The sequence below is a fragment of the Streptomyces sp. NPDC101490 genome (assembly GCF_044767145.1).
Lineage (GTDB): Bacteria > Actinomycetota > Actinomycetes > Streptomycetales > Streptomycetaceae > Streptomyces.
The window spans coordinates 57,411-82,249 of sequence record NZ_JBIWNI010000005.1; the positions used below are offsets into that span (position 1 = coordinate 57,411).

Sequence of the window (24,839 nt, forward strand, 5' to 3'; positions counted from 1 at the left end):
CTCCCGGCCGGGGGCACGTCCTCGTGGCGCCCGGCACCGGACGCGCCCCGGGTCCACGGAGAGACCGGGCGCGGGCCGCCCGTGAGGGAACCCGGCGCGGACCCCCACGGGTCGTCCGGGGGAGCACGCGGACGGGGCGCCCCCTCAGGAGCGCCCCGTCGCGTACCTCTTCCGTCCCGGACTACCGCGCGTAGTCCCCGACCAGCTCGGCGCCCGTGGCGCGGTCCCCGCGCCCGGTGATCTCGCCCGCCACCCAGGACTCGACCCCGCGGTCCGCGAGCGTCGTCAGGGCCGCGTCGACGGAGTCGGCGGGGACGACGGCCATCATGCCGACGCCCATGTTCAGGGTCTTCTCCAGCTCCAGGCGCTCCACCCGGCCGGCCGTGCCGACCAGGTCGAAGATCGCGCCAGGGGCCCAGGTCGAACGGTCCACGGTGGCGTGCAGACCGTCCGGGATCACCCGTGCCAGGTTGGCCGCGAGGCCGCCGCCCGTGATGTGGCTGAAGGCGTGGACCTCGGTGGTCCTGGTGAGGGCCAGGCAGTCGAGGGAGTAGATCTTCGTGGGCTCCAGGAGCTCCTCGCCCAGCGTCCGGCCGAGCTCCTCGACCTGCTGGTCGAGGCTCATCCCGGCACGGTCGAAGACCACGTGCCGGACGAGCGAGTACCCGTTGGAGTGAAGCCCGGAGGAGGCCATGGCGATGACCGCGTCCCCCGTACGGATGCGGTCGGGGCCGAGGAGCCTGTCGTGCTCCACGACGCCGGTGCCCGCGCCCGCGACGTCGAAGTCGTCCGGGCCGAGGAGGCCCGGGTGCTCCGCCGTCTCGCCGCCGACCAGGGCGCAGCCCGCCAGGACACAGCCCTCGGCGATGCCCTTGACGATGGCGGCGACCCGCTCCGGGTGGACCTTGCCCACGCAGATGTAGTCGGTCATGAAGAGCGGTTCGGCGCCGCAGACGACGATGTCGTCCATGACCATCGCGACGAGGTCGTGGCCGATGGTGTCGTATACGCCCAGCTGGCGGGCGATGTCGACCTTCGTGCCGACGCCGTCGGTGGCGGAGGCGAGCAGCGGACGCTCGTAGCGCTTGAGGGCGGAGGCGTCGAAGAGTCCGGCGAAGCCGCCGAGGCCGCCCAGGACCTCGGGGCGCCGTGTCTTCTTCACCCACTCCTTCATGAGCTCGACGGCGCGGTCGCCCGCTTCGATGTCGACGCCCGCGGACGCGTAGCTGGCACCAGTGGTCTCAGACATGGGTTGAGAGCTTTCGTGTCGTACTGCGGGGCGCAGCGGGGTGTGACGGGATTACGGGCGGCGGAGCGCGTCGGCGGCGGCGGTGGCCGCAGGACCGGCGGCCAGCTCGGTCTCCAGGAGCTGCTTGCCGAGCAGTTCGGGGTCCGGCAGCTCCATCGGGTACTCGCCGTCGAAGCAGGCACGGCAGAGGTTCGGCTTCTGGATGGTGGTCGCCTCGATCATCCCGTCGAGGGAGATGTACGAGAGCGAGTCCGCGCCCAGCGACTTGCCGATCTCATCGGTGGACATGCCGTTGGCGATCAGCTCCGCGCGGGTGGCGAAGTCGATGCCGAAGAAGCAGGGCCACTTCACCGGCGGCGAGGAGATCCGGATGTGGATCTCGGCCGCGCCGGCCTCGCGGAGCATCTTGACCAGGGCGCGCTGGGTGTTGCCCCGGACGATCGAGTCGTCGACGACCACCAGGCGCTTGCCCTTGATGACGTCCTTGAGGGGGTTCAGCTTCAGCCGGATGCCGAGCTGGCGGATCGTCTGGGAGGGCTGGATGAAGGTGCGCCCGACATAGGCGTTCTTCACCAGGCCGGCGCCGAAGGGGATGCCCGAGGCCTCGGCGTAGCCGATGGCGGCGGGGGTGCCGGACTCCGGTGTCGCTATGACCAGGTCGGCCTCGGCGGGCGCCTCCTTCGCGAGGCGGCGGCCCATCTCCACCCGGGAGAGGTACACGTTCCGGCCCGCGATGTCGGTGTCCGGGCGGGCCAGGTACACGTACTCGAAGACACAGCCCTTGGGCTTCGCTTCCGCGAATCGCGAGGTGCGGATGCCGTTCTCGTCGATCGCGATCAGCTCGCCCGGCTCGACCTCGCGGACGTAGCTGGCGCCGCAGATGTCGAGGGCGGCGGACTCGGACGCGACCACCCAGCCGCGCTCCAGACGGCCGAGGACCAGCGGGCGGATGCCCTGCGGGTCACGGGCCGCGTAGAGCGTGTGCTCGTCCATGAAGACGAGGGAGAAGGCGCCCCGGACCTCGGGGAGGACCTTCGCGGCGGCCTGCTCGACGGTGAGCGGCGTGCCGTCCTCGTCCGACTGGCCCGCGAGGAGCGCGGTGACCAGGTCGGTGTCGTTGGTGGCGGCGACGCGAGTCGTCCGGCCTTCCTTCTTGGGCAGGTCGGCGACCATTTCGGCGAGCTGCGCCGTGTTCACCAGGTTGCCGTTGTGGCCGAGCGCGATGGAGCCGTGGGCGGTCGCCCTGAACGTCGGCTGCGCGTTCTCCCACACGGACGCCCCGGTGGTCGAGTAGCGGGCGTGACCGACCGCGATATGACCTTGGAGGGAACCGAGAGAGGTCTCGTCGAAGACCTGGGACACGAGGCCCATGTCCTTGAAGACGAGGATCTGGGAGCCGTTGCTGACCGCGATACCCGCGGATTCCTGGCCCCGATGCTGGAGGGCGTAGAGCCCGAAGTACGTGAGCTTTGCGACCTCTTCACCCGGAGCCCAGACACCGAAGACGCCACAAGCGTCCTGGGGGCCTTTCTCGCCGGGGAGCAAGTCGTGATTGAGTCGACCGTCACCACGTGGCACGTTCCCGAGTGTAGACGGGCTCGACCACTGGTCCGAATTGAGGAAATGCGGGGACGTCCGCACTCGTGCGATCGCACGAAATGATCGTTTCCCGTTCGGAGGGGCCCACACAGCAGGCGCGGGAAGGGATTTCGGCCCCCGGGCCCGGCCGGGTGGGCACCCCTACCGGCCCGGCCGGGCCCCCGCGATGTGACGGAGTGCACCTTCCCGGCGCCGTGGGAGCCCTCGCCGGGCCTCGGGGACGATCACTCCTTCCGGGGGTTCTGGGAGGTTCCTCCCGAACGTCCCGGGGGGGGCGCCGACGGCCCGGAGAACCGGGCGTCGGGCTCTCGGAGAGGCTCTCCCGGAGACGGGGGGCCGGGTCACTGTTCCGGAGAGCCGGGGGCTGGGCGGCCGTTGCGGAGAGCCGGAGGCCGGGCCGCCGTTCCGGAGACCGGGGCCGCCGCCCGTGAGCCCCGGGGGGTGGGCCGGGCCGCCGTCCCCGGAGAACCCGTGAGCCCCGGGGGGTGGGCCGGGCCGCCGTCCCCGGAGAACCCGTGAGCCCCGGAGGGCCGAGCCGCCGTCCCCCGAGAGCAGAAGGGCCGGGGCGCCGTCCCGGAGAGCGGGACGGTCGTTGACAGGTGCACGCGGCTTCCCCCAGGCTCACGTCCATGCAGCCCCCGCGTGACCGCTCGGTCACCCTCGTCCAGCGCCGACACGTGGACCTCGTCCGTGTCACCAGCGCCGCCTGTCGCTGCGCCTGACGCTCCTTCCGCCTTCCGGAGCCTCCGCTCCCTCCCTCCGTGCCCCCGTGCCGTGCCGTCCCCGGCGCCGGGCCCCGGAGCGTCCGCGCACGCCCGCTCCTCCCCCAGGAGACCCGTATGTCCACGCCCCCCGGGCGCCTGTCCCGCCGCGCCCTCGGCGGAGCCGCCGCCGGTGCCGCCGCGCTCGCCGCCGTCGGCGCCGCCCCCGCCGAGGCCGCCTCCGGTCCGGCCGGAGCCGCCGCCCGCACCACCAGGGAACGCCCCTTCGCCGCCGCCCGCCCCCGCCGTCACTCCCGCCGCCCCAACATCCTCTTCGTGCTCGGCGACGACCTCGGCTGGGCCGACCTCTCCTCCTACGGCTCCCCCCACATCAGGACCCCGCACCTCGACCGGCTCGCCCGGCAGGGCGTCCGCTTCACCGACGCCTACTCCGGCTCCGCGACCTGCTCCCCGACCCGGTTCAGCCTCTACACCGGCCGCTACCCGGGCCGTACGAGGGGCGGGCTCGCCGAACCCATCGCCGACCGGTCCGTCGGCCTGGAGCCCACCCACCCCACGCTCGCCTCCCAGCTGCGCACCGCCGGTTACGCCACCGCCCTCATCGGCAAGTGGCACTGCGGCTACCTCCCCGACTACTCCCCCACCCGGTCCGGCTGGGACGAGTTCTTCGGCAACTTCGGCGGCGCCCTGGAGTACTACTCCAAGCTCGGGCTCTCCGGCGAGTACGACCTCTACGAGGGCGACACGCCCTACCAGGACCTGCGCTACTACACCCGTGTCCTCACCGAGCGGGCGAGCGCCTACATAGAAGACCGCGAACACGACCGGCCCTGGCTGCTCAACCTGAACTTCACCACCCCGCACTGGCCCTGGATCGCCGACGGCGACGAGGAACTGAGCGCCGAGATCGTCCGCAGGATCAGGGCGGGCGACCGCTCCGCGCTCCGGCACCCGGACGGCGGTTCCGTCGAGAAGTACGCGCGGATGGTCGAGGACCTCGACCGCTCGGTCGGCCGGGTCCTCGACGCGCTGCGCCGCTCCGGCCAGGAACGCGACACCCTCGTCTTCTTCGCCAGTGACAACGGCGGCGAACGCTTCTCCTACAACTGGCCCCTCGCCGGGAACAAGGGCTCCCTCCAGGAGGGCGGCATCCGGGTGCCGTCGATCCTGCGCTGGCCCGCCCGGATCGACGGCGGCCAGGTCAGCGACCTGCCCGTCTTCACCCCCGACTGGACCGCCACCCTCCTCGAACTCGCCGGAGCCCGCGCCCATCCCGCCTACCCCCTCGACGGCACCAGCCTCGCCGGACACCTGCTGCGCGGCGAGGAGGTCCCCGAGCGGGACCTGTTCTGGCGGGTGCGCGGCGAGCGGGCCCTGCGCCGGGGCGACTGGAAGTACTACCGGGGCAGGAGCGGGCGCGACCAGCTCTTCGACCTGGGCACGGACGCCCGCGAACAGGCCGACCGGGCCGCCGCCGAGCCCGCCCTGCTCGCCGCGCTCAGAACCTCCTGGGAACGGACGGACGCGGGACTGCTGGCGTACTGAGCGGGGGCGGTTGCCGGGGAGCGGAGGGTGCGGTGGTCGTACAGGGACGGTCGTGGTCGTACGGGTCCGGGGGCGCCGCCCTGCTGGGCTTCCGGTGCTGCCCCCGCTTCCCGCTTCCCGCTTCCCGCTTCCCGCTTCCCGCTTCCCGCTAACGGTCGCCCGGTTGCGCGGCCGTCGCCGTGAGGCCCTCGCCCGAGGCGTCGGTGAGGGTCAGGGCGCGGTGGTCGAGCCGGTAGGTGAGCGGGCCGTCGAGGAGCTCGTACAGCCGGGTCTCCAGTCGCATCTGCGGGTCCGCGCACATCATCCGGGTGGTCGCCATCGGGCCTTCGACGGTGAGGGTCCCGCCGTCGGTCCGGACGGTCGCGGAGAAGTTGTTGCAGCCCAGGTTCCCGGTGACCCGGCCGTCCTCGCCGAACACCAGGCGCGCCTTCGCCCCGCTGTCCCCGGGCAGCGAGGACACCGTGGCCCCGGAGACCAGGCCGTCGATCCGCCAGGTCGTACCGCGCAGCGGGGCGGCCGGTTCGGCGGTCAGTTCGAGGACGTGCCGGCCGTCGGGGGCGGTCAGGGTGAGGCGCTGCCCCTTCAGGGTTCCCCGGAGGGGTCCGGTGAACGCCTTCGTCCACACGGTCTCGAAGCGCACGGCGTCCTCGGGACAGGCCTTCTCCGACTTCTCCCGCGCGGAGACGGTGAGCGTGTCCCCGCGCAGGACGACTTCGGACGCGAAGGCGTTGCAGCCGGTGCTGCCCCGGGCGGTCCCGTCGGTGCCGAAATCGATCCGGGCGCCGTCCGGGGCGGCGGACCTGACCCCGTCGCTCGTCACGGCGCCGATCGTCCAGTGCGTACCGGCGACGGGCAGGTCGGGGGTGTCCGCGCCCGAGCCGCTTCCCGGGCCGCTCCCCCGGCCCCCCGCGCCGCCGCAGGCGGTGAGGAGCGCGACCAGGGCGGTGGCCACGAGGAGGCGCGGCGGCGCGTTCCGCCCCGGCTTCCGCTCGTGCGGTCGCTTCTGCTGTCGCTTCTGGCGCTGCGTCTGCTTCTGCATGGCGGTGGGACGGAGCGGGGTGCCCCCGGGTTCCCCTCCGGGGCGCCCCGGAGCGCTCGGGGGGCGCTCGGGGGGCGCTCGGGGTCAGCCCATCAGGGGCAGGAGGTCCGTCAGATCGGCGCGTTCGCCGCTCGCGCGGACGTGGGCCGCGTCGAGTTCGGCGGCCCACCGCGTCCGCCCGGCCGCCAGTCTGATCCAGGTCAGCGGGTCGGTCTCCACCACGTTCGGCGGGGTGCCCCGGGTGTGCCGGGGGCCCTCGACGCACTGCACCACCGCGTACGGCGGGACCCGGACCTCGACCGCCCCGCCGGGGGCCTTCGCGGCGAGCGCGTCGGCGAGGAGCCGGGTGCAGGCGGCGAGGGCCTGGCGGTCGAACGGGATCTCCGCGCCGGTCGCCGCGTTCAGGTCGTCGGTGTGGACGACGAGTTCGACGGTCCGGGTGACGAGGAAGTCCCCGAGGGTCATCGGCCCGAAGCGCACCGGCAGCAGCCGCCCGTCGGGGGCGTCCGCGAGCGCCCGCCCGTAGTCCTCCGCCACGCGCGCGTAGAGCCCTGGCAGATCGGCGGCGTCGATGCCCCGGGTGTGCGTGTCGATCCGTCCGGCAGCCCCTGCGGTCACGAACGGCCAGTCGAGCAGGGCCAGCCGGTCCTTCCCGGGCGCCGGCTCGGGCTCCGCCAGGAGCAGCGGCACCGAGTCGACCATCCACGCGAGGTGCGCCGCCAGGTCCCGCACGGTCCAGTCGCCGAGCCGGGTCGGCCCGGCGAGCTGTGCGGACGTGAGGGCCCCGACGGCCTCCCGTACGTGCCCGAACTGGGCGAGCACGGCGGCCCTGGTCCTGGCGGAGTCGTAACTGCGGGTGCGCTTCTTGGCCGGTGGCATGGGGGCGAGGGTAGCCGGAGCACGAGCCCCGGCCGCGCGGCCGGACCCCACGGCGGCCGTTCGTGACCGCTGGGGAGGTCAGGCCGCCCGGGCGGTCCCGGGCATGGCCTCGGCCCCTGCCCCGGCCTCAGGCTCGGCGCCACCGGCAACGGCACCGGCACCGGCACCGGCACCGGCACCGGCATCAAGCTCGGGCTCGGACTTCGTCGTGGGCTCGGGCGACGCATCGGTCCCGGTCCCCGGCTCGGGCCCGGTCCCCACTCGTTCACCGGCCTCGAACGTGTCGCCGTTCCCGGGGACGCCGATCCCGTGCCAGGTGAACGGGACGCCCACGGCCGTGTCCAGGTCCGGGCCGTCCATCAGCTGGAAGTGGACGTGCGGCTCGGTGGAGTTGCCCGAGTTCCCGCACCTGGCCAGTTCCTGCCCGGCCGTCACCCGGTCGCCCGCGCGGACCGTCAGCGAGCCGCGCCGCAGGTGCGCGTACACCGCGTACGTACCGTCACCCAGGTCCAGGACCAGGTGGTTGCCGGTCACCCAGCGCGCCCCGGCCAGCGACCTGACCAGGGACTCGACCACCATCAGGTACAGCAGGGCGGGCAGCGAGGTGCGGGTGCGGTGGTCGCGCTGCCGGTCCTCGGCGTGCACGACGACGGCGTCCGCGACGGCGGACAGCGGGGCGCCGAAGGCCGGGTACTCCTCGCTGCGGCGGCTCAGCGGCCACAGCGCGCGGAAGGCGGGCCTGCCGTCCCCGGAGCCGTCCGGGGGACCCACCGCCGCGATGTCGATCGCGTACGTCTGCCCGTACAGGTGCGTCCCGTGGCTCGGGGTCCGGTCCGCCGGGCTGTTGAGGGCGGTCCAGCGGCCGGTGACCGGCGGGGCGATCTCGACCGGCGCCCGGTCCGCGGCGGCGGCGCGGCGGGGGCGGGCGGTCACGAAGAGGCCGACGCCGACCACGGCGCCGACGACCGCCGGGAGCCAGCCCGCCGCGTACGGGTAGGGCGGAGTCACGAAGACCGACGCGAGCGCCTGCGCGAAGAACAACAGCATCAGCAGCCGGAAGACCGTGGTGGCGAGTTTCCGTGACGACATGGACGTTCCCCCTGGACGGACGGTGGTGACGGATTCGGGCGGGCGGGCGACGGGCGGGACCTGTCAGGGACGGACGGCCGTCACGGTCGGAAGGCCGTCACGAACAGGCGGCCGTACGGAACGGACGGCCTTGAGACGACAGGGCGGCCGTGAGGCGACGGGCGGGACCGTCACGGCCGGGCGGCCGTGAGGACCACCAGGAGCGGGACGACCCGGGCGGCCGGGACCTCGTACCGGCCGCGCCCGCTGGTGTGCAGCCAGCCCGCGCCGGTCAACTGGCGCAGATGGTGGTAGATCTGGCCGGTCGTGCCGGTCTCGGCCGACTCCGCCAGCTCGGCGGCGGTGCGCCGACCGCCGAGGATCTCCCGCAGCAGCCGTAGCCGTACGGGATTCCCGAGCGCGGCGAGGTTCTCGGCGACCGAGGCCCAGTCCTCGTCGAGCAGCCGCTCGGTGAAGGCGCCGAACTGCCACTCGTACCGCTCGTCGGTCGGCAGCCTGACCGAGCCCGTGAACAGGACCGCGCCGTCCTCACCGGCCGCCCCCGCCTCCGCGATCTGCGCCTTGAGCCCCTCCAGGGCCCAGAAGGTGCCGCCGACGGTCTCGGGCGGGGGTCGCTCGACGCCCTCCAGGGCCGCGACGCGCTCTTCCAGCGCGGCGACCCGCTCTTCCAGCTCCATGACCATGAGATTACGTAATTACGTAATCTCATGCAACCGTCGGAGCCCGCCCGCACCCGACTCCCGCACCCGAGCCCGTAGGCGGTCCCGCACGCGATCCCCTTACGCGGGACGCGGCCCCCGTGCGCGCGGCGCGAGAACCACGGCCCACGCCCGCACACACGGAAGAGCCCCCGCCCGGACCCGAAGGCCGGACGGGGGCTCCCCGTGACTCCTGTGCGACGCGATCAGGCCAGCAGGCCCGGGATCGTCGCCTCGTGCGCCGTGCGCAGCTCCGCGAGGGAGAGCGCGAACTCGCCCTGCACGTCCACCGCGTCACCGTCGACGACACCGATCCGGGCCACCGGGAGACCGCGCGCACCGCACATGTCGGTGAAGCGGAGCTCCTCGCTGCGCGGGACGGCGACGACCGCGCGGCCCGCCGACTCGGAGAACAGGAACGTGAACGCGTCCAGGCCCTCCGGGACGACCAGACGCGCGCCGTGCCCGCCGCGCAGACAGGACTCGACGACCGACTGCACCAGACCGCCGTCGGACAGGTCGTGCGCCGCGTCGATCATGCCGTCGCGGGACGCCGAGATCAGGATCTCGCCCAGCAGCTTCTCGCGGTCGAGGTCCACGGCCGGCGGCAGACCGCCCAGGTGCTGGTGGATCACCTCGGACCAGGCCGAACCGCCGAACTCCTCACGCGTGTCGCCCAGCAGGTAGAGGAGCTGGCCCTCTTCCGCGAAGGCGATCGGCGTACGGCGGTCGACGTCGTCGATCACACCGAGGACGGCCACGACGGGCGTCGGGTGGATCGCCACGTCACCGGTCTGGTTGTAGAGCGACACGTTGCCGCCGGTCACCGGGGTGCCGAGCTGGAGGCAGCCGTCCGCGAGACCACGGGTGGCCTCGGCGAACTGCCACATCACGGCCGGGTCTTCGGGCGAACCGAAGTTCAGGCAGTCCGAGATGGCGAGCGGCTTGGCGCCGGACGCGGCGACGTTGCGGTACGCCTCCGCGAGGGCGAGCTGCGCACCCGTGTACGGGTCGAGCTTCGCGTACCGGCCGTTGCCGTCGGTCGCCATGGCCACGCCGAGGTTGGTCTCCTCGTCGATGCGGACCATGCCCGCGTCCTCGGGCTGCGCCAGGACCGTGTTGCCCTGCACGAACCGGTCGTACTGGTCCGTGATCCAGGACTTCGACGCCTGGTTCGGCGACGACACCAGCCTCAGGACCTGGTCCTTCAGCTCGGCGCCGGTCGTCGGCCGGGGCAGCTTGCCCGCGTCGTCCGCCTGGAGCGCGTCCTGCCACTCGGGGCGCGCGTACGGCCGGTGGTAGGTCGGGCCCTCGTGGGCGACGGAACGCGGCGGCACGTCGACGATCTGCTCGCCGTGCCAGAAGATCTCCAGGCGCTCGCCCTCGGTCACCTCACCGATGACGGTGGCGATGACGTCCCACTTCTCGCAGATCTCCAGGAAGCGGGCGACGTGCTCGGGCTCGACGATCGCGCACATGCGCTCCTGCGACTCGCTCATGAGGATCTCCTCGGGCGAGAGCGTCGCGTCGCGCAGGTGCACCAGGTCGAGGTCCACGCGCATCCCGCCGGAACCGGCGGAGGCCAGCTCGGAGGTGGCGCAGGAGAGCCCGGCGCCGCCGAGGTCCTGGATGCCCGCGACCAGCTTCTCCCGGAAGATCTCCAGGGTGCACTCGATGAGGAGCTTCTCCTGGAAGGGGTCGCCGACCTGCACGGCGGGGCGCTTGGTGGGCTTGGTGTCGTCGAAGGTCTCGGACGCGAGGACCGAGACGCCGCCGATGCCGTCGCCGCCGGTGCGGGCGCCGTACAGGATGACCTTGTTGCCGGGCCCGGAGGCCTTGGCGAGGTGGATGTCCTCGTGCTTCATGACGCCGATGCAACCGGCGTTGACCAGCGGGTTGCCCTGGTAGCAGGAGTCGAAGACGACCTCGCCGCCGATGTTCGGCAGGCCGAGGCAGTTGCCGTAGCCGCCGATGCCCGCGACGACACCGGGCAGCACGCGCCTGGTGTCGGGGTGGTCGGCGGCGCCGAAGCGGAGCGGGTCGACGACCGCGACCGGGCGGGCGCCCATGGCGAGGATGTCGCGGACGATGCCGCCGACGCCGGTGGCCGCGCCCTGGTAGGGCTCGATGTACGAGGGGTGGTTGTGCGACTCGACCTTGAAGGTCACCGCGTACCCCTGGCCGACGTCGACGACGCCCGCGTTCTCACCGATGCCGACGAGCATGGCGTCGTTCTCGGGGACCTTCTCGCCGAACTGCTTCAGGTGGACCTTGCTGCTCTTGTACGAGCAGTGCTCGGACCACATGACGGAGTACATGGCGAGCTCGGCGCCGGTGGGACGGCGGCCGAGGATCTCGCGGACGCGCGCGTACTCGTCCTCCTTGAGGCCGAGCTCCTTCCAGGGCTGCTCGCTGTCCGGCGTCTCGGCCGCGTGCTTGACCGTGTCGAAGGCTCGGGGGTACGGGGGTCGACCCCCGGAAGAAGGCAGCATCAGGCGTTGACCAGCTTCTTGAGGATCGAGGTGAAGAAACCGAGGCCGTCCGTCTTGCCGGTGCCGATGAGCGGCTCGACGGCGTGCTCCGGGTGCGGCATGAGGCCGACCACGTTGCCCGCGGCGTTGGTGATGCCCGCGATGTCGCGCAGCGAGCCGTTGGGGTTCACGTCCAGGTAGCGGAAGGCGACCCGCCCCTCGGCCTCCAGCTCGTCGAGCGTGCGCTCGTCGGCGACGTACCGGCCGTCCATGTTCTTGAGCGGGACCTCGATCTCCTGGCCCTCGGTGTAGTCCGAGGTCCAGGCGGTGCCCGCGTTCTCCACCCGCAGCTTCTGGTCGCGGCAGACGAAGTGGAGGTGGTTGTTGCGCAGCATCGCGCCCGGCAGCAGATGGGCCTCGGTGAGGATCTGGAAGCCGTTGCAGATGCCGAGGACGGGCATGCCCGCCTTCGCCTGCTCGATGACCGTCTCCATCACCGGCGAGAAGCGGGAGATGGCTCCGGCCCGCAGGTAGTCGCCGTAGGAGAAGCCACCGGCCAGGACCACGGCGTCGACCTGCTTGAGGTCCTTGTCGCGGTGCCACAGCGAGACGGGCTCGGCGCCCGCGAGGCGGGCGGCGCGCAGCGCGTCCTGGTCGTCGAGCGTGCCGGGGAAGGTGACGACGCCGATGCGTGCGGTCACGACTCCACCTTCACGACGAAGTCCTCGATCACGGTGTTGGCAAGGAAGGTTTCGGCCATCTCATGGATGCGGGCGAGGGCGGCCTCGTCGACCGGTCCCTCCACCTCCAGCTCGAAGCGCTTCCCCTGGCGGACGTCGGCGATTCCGGCGAATCCCAGGCGAGGCAGTGCACGCTGCACCGCCTGCCCCTGGGGGTCGAGGATCTCCGGCTTGAGCATGACGTCGACTACGACGCGTGCCACTGGCACTCCCGGTGGTGTGTTGCGTGGGCGGTCCGCTCAGCGTACCTGCCTCCAAATTCTACGCGGGTAGAGATCTGAAGGATCCTACAAAGGCCAGGTCACGGACCTGCCCGACCGGCGGACGCCGGCCGCGTCCGGGACCCGCCCCGCCCACGCAAAATTCCCGTGAAATATCGCGCTCCCCGCCTGATCTCATCGACTCCCGCCGCATCCCCCGACGGTTCTCGGCCGGTTCTCCGCCACATCTCCGTCGCATCTCCGCCGGACCTCATTGCATCGGGACACGCTCAAACAATTGCCGGGGCTTCCCCCTGCGACACCTGCCGCTGTAGAAAGGAATCCAGAAGAAAGCAGCATTGTCCCGGCACAGCCGTAGGGTCGTCATCGCCGCACGTCAGAGGCGCCACAAGCGTCCTCTCCCCGGCGTCGGCCACAGGAAAGGACCGATATCCGTGGCTCAGCGTGTGGTGGTCACACTCTCCGACGACCTGGACGGCGGAGAAGCGGCTGAAACGGTCGCGTTCGGCCTCGACGGGAAGATGTACGAGATCGACCTGAATGCTGCCAATGCAAAGAAACTCCGCAAGGCACTCGCCCCGTACCTCGCGGCCGGACGCAAGCAGTCCGCGCGCGGGGCGGCCGGCCGGAACGCCCCGGCGGAGACGTACACCCACACCTCGGTGGCCCCCGCCCCCGCGGCCGTCCGCGCCTGGGCCCAGTCCAACAAGATGGACGTGCCCGCCCGGGGCCGCATCCCGAAGCGGGTCTACGAGGCGTTCCAGGCGGCGAGTTGAGCCGGGGGCCCGGCCGGACCGCCCCCCGAGGAGGGGCCCCGGCCGGACCGTCCCGGGAGGCGATTTGCATTCCACCCCCCATGATCCGCTAAGGTTTGGAACACGCCGAGGGGCAAGGCCGAAAGGCCCGGTCCCAAGCAGCGTGCGGGTGTAGTTCAGTAGCAGAACATCCCCCTTCCAGGGGGAAGGCGCAGTGTGCAATTCCTGTCACCCGCTCTGCATCGCAAGACCGAAGCACTCCTGTGCATCGGGTAGAGTGATGCCCGCACCGCCCGGTGAAAGCCGAGCGGCAGCAATGCGGACGTAGCTCAGCTGGTAGAGCATCACCTTGCCAAGGTGAGGGTCGCGAGTTCGAATCTCGTCGTCCGCTCCAGATCGAAGGCCCGGTTCTCAGGAACCGGGCCTTCGTTGTGTTCCCGACCAACCAACCAACCGGCCGCCCCGCTCCCCGTCGCCCCGACGCCCCCGCGCGGTCTTCCTCCATCGACCGGCTGACGGGCCGACCCGACCGGCCGACACCCGGGGGCCTCGTCCGTCGGCACCTCGCCTCACGCTCTGGCCGCGTACCCGCCTCCGGGACCGGGAGCGCGGGAAGGGCCTCTTCGACCGGCATGGCATCGGTCGGCATCACATCAGTCGGCATGGCATCGGTCGGTATGGCATCGATCGGTATGGCATCGATCGGTATGGCATCCGCATGGCACCGCATGACATTTGTCAGACGCGGGTGATGACGGCACGCACTGCCGTACGTCCGGTGGCGCCGAGAACCTGGATCCATGACCCACGCGATCCAGGCGGAAGGCCTCCGCCGCACCTACTCCGGCGGTTTCGAAGCCGTCCGCGGCCTCTCCTTCACCGTCCCGCGCGGCGAGATCTTCGCCCTCCTCGGCACCAACGGCGCGGGCAAGACCTCCACCGTCGAACTCCTGGAGGGCCTCGCCGCCCCCAGCGCGGGCACCGCCCGCGTCCTCGGCCACGACCCCTACCGGGAACGGGCCGCCGTCCGCCCCCGCATCGGCGTGATGCTCCAGGAAGGCGGCTTCCCCTCCGACCTCACCGTGGCCGAAACCATACGGATGTGGGCGGGCTGCACCAGCGGCGCCCGGCCCTCCGTCGACGTCCTCGACGCCACCGGCCTCACCGGCCACGAGAAGATCCGCGTCAAGCAGTTGTCCGGCGGCGAACGGCGCCGCCTCGATCTCGCCCTCGCCCTCCTCGGCCGCCCCGAGGTCCTCTTCCTCGACGAGCCCACCACCGGACTCGACGCCGAGGGCCGCCGCGACACCTGGGCCCTCGTCCGGTCCCTCCGCGACGAGGGCACCACCGTCCTCCTCACCACCCACTACCTGGAGGAGGCCGAGATCCTGGCCGACCGGCTCGCGATCATGCACGGCGGCCGGATCGTGCTCTCCGGCACTCCCGCCGAGGTCACCGCCGCCCGCCCCGCCCGCATCCTCTTCACCCTCCCGCCCGGCATCCCCGCCGCCCGGCTCCCGCTCCACCTGCGGGCCGCCGAGGACGGCGGCCGTGTCGAGATCCGTACCACCGCGCTCCAGGACGACCTGGCCGCGCTGCTCGGCTGGGCCCGGGACCACGACGTACGGCTCGGCGGGCTCGACGCCCGCTCCGCCTCCCTCGAAGAGGCGTTCCTCGACATCGCCGGACGGATCACCACGGAAACGGAGCCCGCCCGATGAGCCTCCTCGCCCACGCCTCCTCCCGAGCCCGGCTCGCCGTCCCCTCCCGCGCGCGGCTCGCCGCCCTCGGACGGGCCGAACTGACCCTGCTCCTGCGCAACCGCACCGCCCTCTTCGGCGCCCTCTTCGTCCCCGTCCTCATGGTCGAAGCCGTCCGCACCTCCCTCCGGACCGCCGACCTCGGCGACACGGGCACGAGCATCACGGAGATCGCCGTCACCGGCGCCGTCGCCATGGCCCTGCTCATGGGCGTCTACAGCAACCTCGTCGCCGCCTTCGTCACCCGCCGCGAGAGCCTCGTCCTCAAGCGGCTCCGCACCGGCGAACCCACCGACCCCGAGATCCTCACCGGCATCGCGCTGCCCGCCGCCGTCCTCGCCCTCGCCCAGTGCGCCCTGCTCACGACCGGCGGCGTCACCCTCCTCAGCCTGTCCGCGCCCGCCCGGCCCGAACTCCTCCTCGCCGGGGTCCTCCTCGGCACCGTCCTGCTCGCCGCACTCGCCGCCGTCACCTCCGTCGTCACCCGCACCACCGAGAGCGCCCAGCTCACCGCCCTGCCCCTGGTGATGCTCTCGGCCGTCGGTTCCGGCCTCTTCGTCCCCCTCTCCGCCCTCCCGGACCGGATCGCGTCCTTCTGCGAGCTGCTGCCCCTGACCGGCTCCGTGAGCCTCCTCCGGGCGGGCTGGACGGGCGGCGCGACGGCGGGCGACCTCACCGACGCCCTGCTGCCGACGCTGGCCTGGATCGTGGTCTCGGTGTTTGCTGTCCAACGGTGGTTCCGCTGGGAACCCCGGCGCTGAACCCGAAGAGCCCGAGAACCCGAACACTGAGAACCCGAAGAGCCTGAGAACCCGAAGCACGAGAACCCGAAGCCTGAACCGGCGCCGAACCCCGGCACCGGACACCCCGGCCGGCCGGCCCCGGACGACGGGCGGCGGGGCGCACCGCACACCCCTGCGCCGGACATCGACCGGACGCCGACCGGACACCTGGAGGGGCCGACCCCATGAAGAGCCTGCGCGCCCTGAGCCGCCGCAGCGGCCTGGACAAGGTCGACCTCTACACCCGCGTCACCGCGTACATGCTGCTGTGGACCGCCGTGTTCGTCCTCGGACTCCTGCTCCTCGTCCGGCAGGTACGACACGAGGCCCCGCTGCCCCTCGTGATCGTCGCCCCGCTCCTCAACCTCGCCAACGGGTTCTTCGGCCACCGCTTCCTGCGCCTCGCCATGGACGCCTACCTGCACCCCGGCACCCCGGTCCCGAGGCACGTCGTGCGGTACGCGGCCGCCGCCGGGGCAGCCACCGTCGGCGCGGTCCTCCTCGCAGGGGCCACCGCCGGCATCGGGGACCTGCTGCCCTCGATGCTCGGGGCGGCGCTCATCCCCTTCGCCGCCGGGCACTGCCTGGTCCTCCCGGTCCGCCGGATCGTCCTCCACCAGGCGCTCCTGATCGCCCTGCTCGGCGCCCTCGTCCCGCTCACCGGCACGAACGCCGGGCAGACCCTGGCGTTCCTGGGGATCGTCCTGTTCTTCACCGGCTGGCTGGCCGTGACCATCCGCCTCTCGCTCTGGGTGCTCGGCGTCGTCTTCGAAGTGCGCGCGGCACGCGATGTGCAGACCCGGCTCGCCGTCGCCGAGGAGCGGCTGCGCTTCGGCCGCGACCTGCACGACATCCTCGGCCGGAACCTCTCCGTCATCGCCCTCAAGAGCGAGCTGGCCGTCCAGCTCGCCCGGCGCGGACGCCCGGAGGCCGTCGACCAGATGACCGAGGTCCAGCGGATCGCCCAGGAGTCCCAGCGGGAGGTGCGGGACGTCGTGCGCGGCTACCGCGAGGCGGACCTGCGGGTGGAACTGGAGGGCGCGCGGGGCGTGCTCGGCGCCGCCGGGATCGACTGCGCCGTCGACGCCCCCGCACTCGACCTGCCGGACCCCGTCCGGTCGGCGCTGGGCTGGGTGGTCCGGGAGACCACCACGAACGTACTGAGGCACGGGGACGCGCGGAACTGCGCGATCACCGTGCGGGAGGAGAACGGCACGGTGCTGCTGACGGTCGTGAACGACGGGGCGGACGGCCCCGGGGCAGGCACGGACCTGCCCGGCCGGGGCTCCGGCCTCGCCGGACTGCGCGAACGGCTCGCGGCCGTCGACGGCACCCTGGAGGCCGGCCGTGGCGACGGCGGTACGTTCGAGGTGACGGCCCGCGTACCGGCCACGGGTACGGGCCCGGGTACGGCCACCGGTGCCTCGGCGCCGCCAGGGATGCGGGGGATGCCGGTGACCGTGCCGGTGGTGCCCGTACGGACCGTGGCGCCCGCCCCGGAACCGCCGCGCTCGGGGCCCGCGCCGGGGAAGGTGCCCGCACCGACCGCGCCCGGGTCGCCCACCTCCGAGTCGCCGGGGTCGCCGTCCACGCCTCCTCTGACGAAGGCGGTCGACCGATGACCGCGCCCGGACCGGGCTCCGCACCGGAGCGGGGCGACGCGCCCGCCCCGGGAGCCGCACCCCACCCCGTGCCGGAGTCGGACCCCGTACCCGTACCGGAGTCGGACCCCGTACCCGTACCCGTGCCGGAGCCGGGGCCGGGGGTCTCCGCCGCGGCCACCACCCCCGCACCCCCGCCCCTCCGCGTGCTGCTCGCCGACGACGAGCATCTGATCCGGGGCGCCCTTGCCGCGCTCCTCGGTCTTGAGGACGACCTCGTGGTCGTGGCCGAGGCGGCGACCGGGCCCGAGGCGCTCGCCATGGCCCTGGCCCACCGGCCCGACGTCGCCGTGCTCGACCTGCAGATGCCGGGGGCGGACGGTGTGAGGGTCGCCACAGCCCTGCGGGACGAACTGCCCGGCTGCCGCACCATGATCGTGACCGGTCACGGCCGTCCCGGGCATCTCAAGCGGGCGCTCTCCGCCGGGGTCCGGGGCTTCGTGCCGAAGACCGTCAGCGCCCGGCGGCTGGCCGAGATCATCCGTACCGTGCACGCCGGAAACCGCTATGTCGACCCGGAGTTGGCGGCGGACGCCATCGCCGCCGGGGACTCCCCGCTGACCGCCCGGGAGGCGGAGGTGCTCGAACTCTCCGCCGACGGAGCCCCCGTGGCGGAGATCGCCCGGCGGGCCTCCCTCTCCCCCGGAACCGTCCGCAACTACCTCTCCTCCGCCGCCGCGAAACTCGGTGCGGAGAACCGGCACACGGCGGTGCGTCTCGCGCAGACCAAAGGTTGGGTATAGTTGGCTCCGCGCTACGGCGCATGCGGACGTAGCTCAGCTGGTAGAGCATCACCTTGCCAAGGTGAGGGTCGCGAGTTCGAATCTCGTCGTCCGCTCCATGAAGAAGCCCCCGGTCGATCCGACCGGGGGCTTTCTCGTGCTCCCGCCCCCTCCGTCGGCGGAGGGGGCGGGAGCACGGACGGCTAGGGCGTGTTTCGAAAGTCCCGCCTGCCTGCCGGGCAGACGACGCCACTTTCGAAACACGCCCTAGGACTGCAACGGTCTTCAGAAGCTGTCCGACCAGGTCTTCCCGGTCAGCAGCTCGTACGCCTCCAGGTACTTGGCGCGGGTGGCGTCCACGATGTCCTGCGGGAGCGCGGGCGGCGGCTGCTCGCTCCGGCGGTCCCAGCCGGAGGCCGGGGAGGTCAGCCAGTCACGGACGAACTGCTTGTCGTACGAGGGCTGGGCACGGCCCGGCTGCCACTGTGCGGCGGGCCAGAACCGCGAGGAGTCCGGGGTGAGCACCTCGTCGGCGAGGACGAGGGTGTCCCCGTCGAAGCCGAACTCGAACTTGGTGTCGGCGAGGACGATCCCGCGCTCGCGGGCGATGTCCCGGGCCCGGCCGTACACCGCGAGCGTCGTCCGGCGCAGCAGCGCGGCGGTCTCGGCGCCGACCTGCCGGGCGACCTCCTCGTAGGAGACGTTCTCGTCGTGGTCGCCGACCGCCGCCTTCGTCGCGGGGGTGAAGATCGGCGCGGGCAGCTCGGAACCGTCGGCGAGCCCTTCGGGGAGCGCGAGACCGCAGACCGTGCGGGACTCGTCGTACTCCACGAGACCGGAGCCGGTGAGGTAGCCGCGGGCCACGCACTCGACCGGGACCATGGCGAGCGACGTGCAGATCAGGGTGCGCCCGGCCCAGTCGGCGGGGGCGCCGGCCGGAAGCTCGGTCGAGAGCACATGGTGCGGGACCAGGTCGGCGAGCTGGTCGAACCACCACAGGGAGAGCTGGGTGAGGACCCGGCCCTTGTCGGGGATCTCGGTGGGCAGGACCCAGTCGTACGCGGACAGGCGGTCGCTCGCCACCATCACGAGGTCACCGGCCTCGTTCCGGTACAGGTCGCGCACCTTGCCCGTGTGGAGATGGGTCAGGCCCGGGACCTGGACGGGCTCGGGCTTTTCTACGAATCCGGACACGGTTCCTCCGCGTAGGTTGATCCAGGAGCGTTTCGATTCTCTCGCACCCGGCCACCACCACGGCGAGCGGCCCCGGTCAGCCCTGATCGATCCCGGCCGATCCCGGTCGATCCCGGTCGGCGGACGCCCGGCCCCCGGTCGGTCCCTCCTGCCAGATCCCGGTCAGTCCCTCTTGCAGATCCGGTCGAGGAGGTTCGCCGTGGCCCGCTGCACCCGGGCGTCCACATGCCCCGGGCGGTCGAGCGCGGGAGACCAGGCAAAGGTGCCGGAGGCGAAGACCCAGGCCCCCGAGGGCGCCCGGTACAGCGAGGTCTCCTGGTGCCGCAGCGCCCCCTCCCCGTCCTGGTACGGCGAGTGCGCGAGCAGGATGCGGCCCTGGTGCTCGGGCAGCGGGGTGCGCGGGAAGTAGCGGTCCGCCTCGCCCGCGACCAGTCCCGGCAGCTCGTCGCCGTCGCCCGCCCCGGTCGCCTCCCACAGCCAGTGCCCCGCGTTCCTGACGACCAGCGGACGCGGCTCCGGCACCCGTCCCGCGTACTGGATGCCGAGCAGCTGCTGCTCCGGCCGGTCCACCTCGCGCCAGAGCGCGGACCGGCCGGGACCGCGCCGCTTCCGGCAGGTCAGGAGCCGGTCCGGCACCCCCGAGGGCGAGGGGCCCAGCTCCACCTGCCAGTACATGGTGTTGGCGGAGAGGAAGACCAGCGAGGTCCCCTGGTCGCGGGCGCGCTCGACGGTCCTGCGCATCGGCACCGACCAGTACTCGTCGTGCCCGGGGAAGACGAGTCCCCGGTAGCGCCCGGGGTCGACCCGGCCCGCGTGCAGGTCGCGGGTCTCCGCGTACGCCAGGTCGTAGCCGTAGCGCTCGGCCCAGCGGATGAAGTCGTACGCGTGCCCCACGTGCAGCGGCAGTCCCGCGCCCGCGTAGGGACGGTCGAAGGAGACGGTGACGGCCGCGTCCTCCTCACCGAGCAGCCGGCCCTCCTCGTCCCACGCGTGGTAGAGGCTCGCGCCGGTGTGCCCGTCCTCCGGGTAGAGGTTGTACGCCTGCCAGGTCACGTCCGGCAGGACGAGCAGCAGGTCCGCCGGGTGACTGTCCCGGACGGTGAACGGGATGTGCGAGCGGTGCCCGTCGGCGGTGGTGAGCACGGCCACGTACGCGCCGATCGACCAGTAGGACGGGACCTGGAGCCGCCAGGACTGCCACCAGTGGTGACAGGAGACCGTGCGGTCGGCGGTGAGCGGGGCGGGCTGGACGATCCCGGAGAGCCGGGGACTCGTGGTGATCTTCGCGGCGCCATGACCGCCGTAGTGACCGATCCGGTAGATGTCCACCGAGAACTCCTGCGGCGGGTCCACCGTGATGTGGAAGTCGATCGACTCGCCCGGTGCCACCGCGCCCTCGGAGGCGAAGCCCTTGATCTGGCGGCGCACGTCGTCCGCGGTGCGCGGGCCCCCGTTGCCGCCGCTGGCCAGGATCTCGTCCGCGTACCAGGGCACCATCTGCCCGGTGTCGTCGAAGTAGTTCTCGGAGCCGCGCAGCCAGGGCAGCGGGCCCTGGCCGAAGGGATCGGAGACGGCGTGCGCCAGCGCCCCCGACTCCCACCTCCTGATCTGGTCCGCCCCCATGGTGCGCCCTCCCTCGACTCCCCCGGTCGTTCCCGGTCGGTCTCGGTTCCCCCGGCTCGGTCGATCGGCCCGTGGCTGGTCCGTGCCACTGGCGCGGACGTCCGGTGCGTGCCTCTGTCAGTGGCGGTCTCCAGCACATCACATAACGCGCGCACTCCGTCACCGTTCGTCGTGAATTGACGAGAGTGGAAGCGCTGACTCCGGGCGGAACGGCCGGAGAGGCGGCCGAAAATAGCCGTGAAACCAGGACAGTAGCCATGAAAACGCCCGGAGCCCTGTCCGAGAACCATCGGGTGATCCACCCCGGGAACGGCCCGATGGCCGGTCTTGGCTGGTTCAGACCAGTCGTACGGGCTTCTCCGGGCGCACTCCGGTACGGGCCAGCCAGAGCCGCAGCGGCTCCGGGTCCCCGTCCTCCACCAGGGCCAGGACCCGGGGGCCGAGATCGGCCGCGCGCTCACCGCCCACGAGCAGGGAGGGCCCGTCGAGCCAGTCCAGTCCGGGTGCCGCCCCCGCGGTGTCCACGGCCGCGCAGCAGACCATCGCGGTCACATGGTCGGCGAGCAGGTCACGGCCGCTCCGGGGCGGCTGGAGCGGGAACAGCGGCAGGGGGCCGTCGGAACCGCTGAAGACGACGGGCGGCGGGGGCACGACCCGATCGGCCTCGGAGTCGGCCCCGGAGCCCGCCGACCGGGCTCCGGCCGTGGAACCCGTCCCGGGCACGGCCCCTGCCCCGGCCCCTGTCCTTGCTCCGGCTCCGGACGTCGGGGCGGCCCCGGGTGCGGACCTCGCTCCGGGCCCGGGCTTCGTCCTGGACTTGTTCCCGGTCGCCCCGGGCGCCTTGGCCTTCACGGACGTACCGGCGGCCACCCGCGCCTCCCTGACCGCTTCCTCCCGTGCGAGGAGGCCGCTCAGCGCGGCGGCGAGGGCCTCGGCCGCGGGATTGACCGGCTCGTCGTCGAGTGCGTCGAAGGCGTCGGGACCATCGGGAGAGCCGGGCTCGGCGGGGGCGCCGGGGACGACGGAAGCGTCGGGGGCGGCGGGGACACCAAGGTCGGCAGGGGCATCGGAAGCGGTACCGGCACCGGCGAGGGCGTCCCGCCCGGCGAAGGTCTCGGGAGCGACGAGGGCGCCGGGTTCGTCAGGGCCCCCAGCACCAACAGCACCGACAGCACCGTCAGGACCAGCGGGGGAGGCGGGGGAGGCGGGACAACCGGGAGCGACGTCGGCGGCGTCCACCGCACGGCTCTCCGTCCAGCCTTCCGCACGGCCTTCCGCATCGCCCGCCGTCAGATGGTCGATCACCCGGGCCAGGGTCGGGCCGTCGTCGGGCGTCGGGCCGCCGGTCACACCGAGGCCGTCGAGGACCCGGTGCAGCCGGGCCGCGTCCGTACGCCACTTCCGGTCGACGACCTCCTCCGGGTACTGGTTCCACTCCACCGGCGACCAGTCGGGACAGGGCTCGGCCGGGCCGCCGTGGAAAAGCCGGGCGGCGAGCAGCGAGGTGACCTCGTCGACCGCGCCGGGCTCCTCCAGGAGGTCGCAGGCCGGGCGCTCGCCGAGCCGCGAGGAGAAGCCGTCCGCGAGCCGGTCCCGGCGGGACAGTTCGGTCAGCGCGGAGACCACGCCCGCGTCGAGCCGGGCGGGCCAGCGGCCCATGCGCCAGGCGGGCAGCGCGACCCGGGTCAGGAGCCGGTCCCAGCCCGCGTACGCGAGACCGACCTGCTCCTGGGCGACGATCCGCACCCCGTAGTCCACGGCCTGGGCGCGCTCGGAGCCCGCTGCGGCGACCCCGCGCTCCATCTCGGCGGCGTGCGTCCGGCAGGCGCGGAGCAGGACCCGGGCGACCTGGGCGACCCCGCGCGCGCCGAGCCGCCGGAGCGGGTCGAGACCGGGCTCGGCCGGTACGGCGACGGCGGCGTCGAGTCCCCGGACGAAACGGCGGGCGGCGGCTATGTCGGGATGCGCGGCGGGGCCCGTACCGGCGACGACCGGGGCGAGGATCGCCCGCAGTTCACCGACGCGCATCCACCACAGGAAGGGCGAGCCCATGACGAGGACGGGGGCGCTGCCGGAACTCCGGCCACCGGCGTCGCCCGGGGCGCGCAGCGCCCGGTGGGTGCGGTCCTCCAGCCAGCTGTCGCAGTCGGGGGTCAGGGCTATCGCGGAGGGTGCGGGGACGCCGAGCCGGTCGGCGAGGTCCCGGACGAGCCGGTAGAGGTCGGGGGCGGCGGTCTCGGAGAGCTCCACCGTGGGCGTGGCCGCCGGGCGGGCCAGGACGACGACGAGCGTGACGGCCGAGGCGGCGACGAGGACGACGGCGGCGAGGACGCTGACCGCCCAGCGGGCCGCTTCCCAGCCGGGGCCCGTGAAGTGGCCCGCGGCACCGCCCGCGTGGAGCACGACGGCCACGGCGGCGGGCAGGACCGCGAGGCCCAGGGCCCTGCCGCGGACCCGGAGGACCGCGAGGGCCCGGGAGTGCGCGGCGCGCGCTCCCCACTCCTCGGCGACAACGGAACCGGTACCGGACACGCCGTACATCACCCCCTCCTGCCCACGTCGGGACTGCCTGTGGCGGTGTTGCTCACTCCCCCACTGTGGCACCCGGCACCGACATCGCAATGCCGGTGGGCCAAGTGCCGGAACGCCTCCGCCGCACCCTAGTTGGGGCTGTGGCGGACGTCATCCGGATGGCTCAACCGTCACTCGATGGAATGGCCTTGGGCAAAGGTGATGGCGTTCGGGAGGCCGTGCGGTGCAGGGTTGCTCCACCGCACGGCCGGGGCGCTCCCCCTTGGGGGGTCAGGCCTCGGCGGCCTTCCGCGCGATGTCCGTGCGGTGCTGGGAGCCGTCAAGACGGATGCGGCCGACCGCCGCGTAGGCGCGCTCGCGGGCCTGTGCCAGGTCCGTACCGGTGGCGGTGACCGAGAGGACCCGGCCGCCCGCGCTCAGCACCGCGTCGCCGTCCCGCTTCGTACCGGCGTGGAGGACGTACGCGAGCGGGGCGTCCCGCTCCGCGACCTCGGCCAGGCCCTCGATCGGGTCGCCGGTGCGCGGGGTGTCCGGGTAGTTGTGCGAGGCGACGACCACGGTGACGGCGGCCTCGTCGCTCCAGCTCAGCGGGGCCTGGTCGTCCAGGGTGCCGTTGGCCGAGTTCAGCAGGACGCCCGCCAGCGGGGTCTTCAGCCGGGCCAGGACGACCTGCGTCTCGGGGTCGCCGAAGCGCGCGTTGAACTCGATGACCCGCACTCCGCGGCCGGTGATCGCGAGGCCCGCGTACAGCAGGCCGGAGAACGGCGTGCCCCGGCGGCGCAGCTCGTCGACGGTCGGCTGGAGGACGGTCCCGAGGACCTCCTCGACCAGCTTCGGGTCGGCCCAGGGCAGCGGCGAGTAGGCGCCCATGCCACCGGTGTTGGGGCCCTCGTCGCCGTCGAGCGCGCGCTTGAAGTCCTGGGCGGGCTGGAGCGGGAGGACGGTGGTGCCGTCGGTGATCGCGAAGAGGGAGACCTCGGGGCCGTCCAGGAACTCCTCGATGACCACGCGGTCGCACGCGAGCGCGTGCTCCCTGGCCCGTGCGAGGTCGTCGGTGACGACGACGCCCTTGCCCGCGGCCAGACCGTCGTCCTTGACCACGTACGGAGCGCCGAAGGCGTCGAGCGCCTCGTCGATCTCCTCGGGGGTCGTGCAGACGTAGCTGCGGGCGGTGGGCACCCCGGCGCCCGCCATGACGTCCTTGGCGAACGCCTTGGAGCCCTCCAGCCGCGCCGCTTCCCGCGACGGGCCGAAGACGGGGACACCGGCGGCGCGGACCGCGTCGGCGACACCGGCGACGAGCGGCGCCTCGGGGCCGACTACGACGAGTTCCGCCCCCAGCCGGGTGGCGAGGCGCACGACGGCGTCGCCGTCGAGCTGGTCGACGGGGTGCAGCTCGGCGACCTCCGCGATTCCGGCGTTGCCGGGCGCGCAGTGCAGAGCGGTGACGTCGGGATCGAGGGAGAGAGAGCGGCACAGGGCGTGTTCGCGGGCGCCGCCGCCGATGACGAGGACCTTCACGCCTGCCAGGGTAGCCCCCGGCGCGGGATGCCCTTTG

General features: G+C 73.1%; 20 protein-coding genes and 3 tRNA genes. 10 read left to right on the forward strand and 13 right to left on the reverse strand.

Annotated elements, in window-relative coordinates:
- Window positions 1-181: 181 nt before the first annotated feature.
- Both purM and purF read right to left on the reverse strand, forming a co-directional pair.
- Window positions 182-1,249: a phosphoribosylformylglycinamidine cyclo-ligase gene (gene purM / locus ACIRQY_RS13285; protein WP_351789817.1), complete on the reverse strand. Its 1,068-nt coding sequence runs from the start codon at window positions 1,247-1,249 to the stop codon at window positions 182-184.
- 51 nt (window positions 1,250-1,300) lie between these two features.
- On the reverse strand, window positions 1,301-2,827 hold the full coding sequence (gene purF, locus ACIRQY_RS13290) for an amidophosphoribosyltransferase (protein ID WP_351789814.1): 1,527 nt from the start codon (window positions 2,825-2,827) through the stop codon (window positions 1,301-1,303).
- A gap of 650 nt (window positions 2,828-3,477) precedes the next feature.
- On the opposite strand from purF, the gene ACIRQY_RS13295 reads away from it, so the two are divergent.
- Window positions 3,478-3,570 (forward strand): putative leader peptide, encoded by a 93-nt coding sequence (locus ACIRQY_RS13295; RefSeq protein WP_403924801.1) that lies wholly within the window; start codon window positions 3,478-3,480, stop codon window positions 3,568-3,570.
- A 117-nt stretch (window positions 3,571-3,687) separates the two neighbouring features.
- Entirely contained in the window at window positions 3,688-5,115 is a 1,428-nt protein-coding gene (locus ACIRQY_RS13300; protein ID WP_351789808.1) for a sulfatase-like hydrolase/transferase, read from the forward strand.
- A 148-nt stretch (window positions 5,116-5,263) separates the two neighbouring features.
- Here the strand turns inward: ACIRQY_RS13300 and ACIRQY_RS13305 are convergent, their stop codons facing one another.
- From ACIRQY_RS13305 to purS, 7 genes are all read right to left on the reverse strand, one after another.
- On the reverse strand, window positions 5,264-6,154 hold the full coding sequence (locus tag ACIRQY_RS13305) for an META domain-containing protein (RefSeq protein WP_403924805.1): 891 nt from the start codon (window positions 6,152-6,154) through the stop codon (window positions 5,264-5,266).
- An 84-nt stretch (window positions 6,155-6,238) separates the two neighbouring features.
- Window positions 6,239-7,033: a sterol carrier family protein gene (locus tag ACIRQY_RS13310; protein ID WP_403924808.1), complete on the reverse strand. Its 795-nt coding sequence runs from the start codon at window positions 7,031-7,033 to the stop codon at window positions 6,239-6,241.
- 78 nt (window positions 7,034-7,111) lie between these two features.
- Window positions 7,112-8,122 carry a M23 family metallopeptidase gene (locus tag ACIRQY_RS13315; protein ID WP_403924811.1) on the reverse strand — a complete coding sequence of 337 codons (1,011 nt, stop codon included), beginning with the start codon at window positions 8,120-8,122 and terminating at the stop codon, window positions 7,112-7,114.
- Window positions 8,123-8,292: 170 nt separating this feature from the next.
- Window positions 8,293-8,799: a winged helix-turn-helix domain-containing protein gene (locus ACIRQY_RS13320; protein ID WP_351789796.1), complete on the reverse strand. Its 507-nt coding sequence runs from the start codon at window positions 8,797-8,799 to the stop codon at window positions 8,293-8,295.
- A 227-nt stretch (window positions 8,800-9,026) separates the two neighbouring features.
- On the reverse strand, window positions 9,027-11,312 hold the full coding sequence (gene purL, locus ACIRQY_RS13325; protein WP_351789793.1) for a phosphoribosylformylglycinamidine synthase subunit PurL: 2,286 nt from the start codon (window positions 11,310-11,312) through the stop codon (window positions 9,027-9,029).
- Window positions 11,312-11,992 (reverse strand): phosphoribosylformylglycinamidine synthase subunit PurQ, encoded by a 681-nt coding sequence (gene purQ, locus ACIRQY_RS13330; RefSeq protein WP_351789790.1) that lies wholly within the window; start codon window positions 11,990-11,992, stop codon window positions 11,312-11,314. Before purQ ends, purL begins: the two co-directional genes overlap by 1 nt.
- Window positions 11,989-12,234: a phosphoribosylformylglycinamidine synthase subunit PurS gene (gene purS, locus ACIRQY_RS13335; RefSeq protein ID WP_147978663.1), complete on the reverse strand. Its 246-nt coding sequence runs from the start codon at window positions 12,232-12,234 to the stop codon at window positions 11,989-11,991. The genes purQ and purS overlap by 4 nt, the downstream gene beginning before the upstream one ends.
- Window positions 12,235-12,686: 452 nt before the next feature.
- On the opposite strand from purS, the gene ACIRQY_RS13340 reads away from it, so the two are divergent.
- The 8 genes from ACIRQY_RS13340 to ACIRQY_RS13375 all read left to right on the forward strand — a co-directional run bounded on the left by ACIRQY_RS13340 (window position 12,687) and on the right by ACIRQY_RS13375 (window position 18,051).
- Window positions 12,687-13,028: an Lsr2 family protein gene (locus tag ACIRQY_RS13340; RefSeq protein WP_351789786.1), complete on the forward strand. Its 342-nt coding sequence runs from the start codon at window positions 12,687-12,689 to the stop codon at window positions 13,026-13,028.
- 144 nt (window positions 13,029-13,172) lie between these two features.
- Window positions 13,173-13,244: transfer RNA gene (locus ACIRQY_RS13345), tRNA-Gly, on the forward strand.
- Between the two features lie 81 nt (window positions 13,245-13,325).
- A tRNA-Gly gene (locus ACIRQY_RS13350) sits at window positions 13,326-13,401 on the forward strand.
- Window positions 13,402-13,807: 406 nt separating this feature from the next.
- Entirely contained in the window at window positions 13,808-14,728 is a 921-nt protein-coding gene (locus ACIRQY_RS13355; RefSeq protein WP_403924817.1) for an ABC transporter ATP-binding protein, read from the forward strand.
- Window positions 14,725-15,528 carry an ABC transporter permease gene (locus tag ACIRQY_RS13360; RefSeq protein ID WP_403924820.1) on the forward strand — a complete coding sequence of 268 codons (804 nt, stop codon included), beginning with the start codon at window positions 14,725-14,727 and terminating at the stop codon, window positions 15,526-15,528. Before ACIRQY_RS13355 ends, ACIRQY_RS13360 begins: the two co-directional genes overlap by 4 nt.
- 206 nt (window positions 15,529-15,734) lie before the next feature.
- On the forward strand, window positions 15,735-17,171 hold the full coding sequence (locus tag ACIRQY_RS13365; protein ID WP_403924823.1) for a sensor histidine kinase: 1,437 nt from the start codon (window positions 15,735-15,737) through the stop codon (window positions 17,169-17,171).
- 122 nt (window positions 17,172-17,293) lie between these two features.
- Window positions 17,294-17,953, forward strand: coding sequence for a response regulator transcription factor (locus ACIRQY_RS13370; RefSeq protein ID WP_351789921.1), 660 nt, complete (start codon window positions 17,294-17,296; stop codon window positions 17,951-17,953).
- Between the two features lie 22 nt (window positions 17,954-17,975).
- Window positions 17,976-18,051 (forward strand) — tRNA-Gly (locus tag ACIRQY_RS13375).
- Window positions 18,052-18,217: 166 nt separating this feature from the next.
- Here the strand turns inward: ACIRQY_RS13375 and ACIRQY_RS13380 are convergent.
- The 4 genes from ACIRQY_RS13380 to purD form a co-directional block, all read right to left on the reverse strand.
- The gene (locus tag ACIRQY_RS13380; protein WP_351789774.1) at window positions 18,218-19,126 is read right to left on the reverse strand and encodes a phosphoribosylaminoimidazolesuccinocarboxamide synthase; all 909 of its coding nucleotides are present in this window, start codon (window positions 19,124-19,126) and stop codon (window positions 18,218-18,220) included.
- A 162-nt stretch (window positions 19,127-19,288) separates the two neighbouring features.
- A complete protein-coding gene (locus tag ACIRQY_RS13385; protein ID WP_351789771.1) occupies window positions 19,289-20,749 on the reverse strand; it encodes a N,N-dimethylformamidase beta subunit family domain-containing protein in 1,461 nt (486 codons plus the stop codon).
- A gap of 336 nt (window positions 20,750-21,085) precedes the next feature.
- Window positions 21,086-23,290, reverse strand: coding sequence for a hypothetical protein (locus tag ACIRQY_RS13390; RefSeq protein WP_403924827.1), 2,205 nt, complete (start codon window positions 23,288-23,290; stop codon window positions 21,086-21,088).
- Between the two features lie 261 nt (window positions 23,291-23,551).
- Window positions 23,552-24,802 (reverse strand): phosphoribosylamine--glycine ligase, encoded by a 1,251-nt coding sequence (purD, locus tag ACIRQY_RS13395; protein WP_403924830.1) that lies wholly within the window; start codon window positions 24,800-24,802, stop codon window positions 23,552-23,554.
- Window positions 24,803-24,839 lie beyond the last annotated feature (37 nt).

Bases quoted from the DNA above. Each gene is read 5' to 3' on its own strand.
- purM (WP_351789817.1), bottom strand. From the start codon at position 1,249: ATGTCTGAGACCACTGGTGCCAGCTACGCGTCCGCGGGCGTCGACATC.
- ACIRQY_RS13295 (WP_403924801.1), top strand. From the start codon at position 3,478: ATGCAGCCCCCGCGTGACCGCTCGGTCACCCTCGTCCAGCGCCGACAC.
- ACIRQY_RS13300 (WP_351789808.1), top strand. From the start codon at position 3,688: ATGTCCACGCCCCCCGGGCGCCTGTCCCGCCGCGCCCTCGGCGGAGCC.
- ACIRQY_RS13305 (WP_403924805.1), bottom strand. From the start codon at position 6,154: ATGCAGAAGCAGACGCAGCGCCAGAAGCGACAGCAGAAGCGACCGCAC.
- ACIRQY_RS13310 (WP_403924808.1), bottom strand. From the start codon at position 7,033: ATGCCACCGGCCAAGAAGCGCACCCGCAGTTACGACTCCGCCAGGACC.
- ACIRQY_RS13315 (WP_403924811.1), bottom strand. From the start codon at position 8,122: ATGTCGTCACGGAAACTCGCCACCACGGTCTTCCGGCTGCTGATGCTG.
- ACIRQY_RS13320 (WP_351789796.1), bottom strand. From the start codon at position 8,799: ATGGAGCTGGAAGAGCGGGTCGCCGCGCTGGAAGAGCGCGTCGCGGCC.
- purL (WP_351789793.1), bottom strand. From the start codon at position 11,312: ATGCTGCCTTCTTCCGGGGGTCGACCCCCGTACCCCCGAGCCTTCGAC.
- ACIRQY_RS13355 (WP_403924817.1), top strand. From the start codon at position 13,808: ATGACCCACGCGATCCAGGCGGAAGGCCTCCGCCGCACCTACTCCGGC.
- ACIRQY_RS13360 (WP_403924820.1), top strand. From the start codon at position 14,725: ATGAGCCTCCTCGCCCACGCCTCCTCCCGAGCCCGGCTCGCCGTCCCC.
- ACIRQY_RS13365 (WP_403924823.1), top strand. From the start codon at position 15,735: ATGAAGAGCCTGCGCGCCCTGAGCCGCCGCAGCGGCCTGGACAAGGTC.
- ACIRQY_RS13385 (WP_351789771.1), bottom strand. From the start codon at position 20,749: ATGGGGGCGGACCAGATCAGGAGGTGGGAGTCGGGGGCGCTGGCGCAC.
- ACIRQY_RS13390 (WP_403924827.1), bottom strand. From the start codon at position 23,290: ATGTACGGCGTGTCCGGTACCGGTTCCGTTGTCGCCGAGGAGTGGGGA.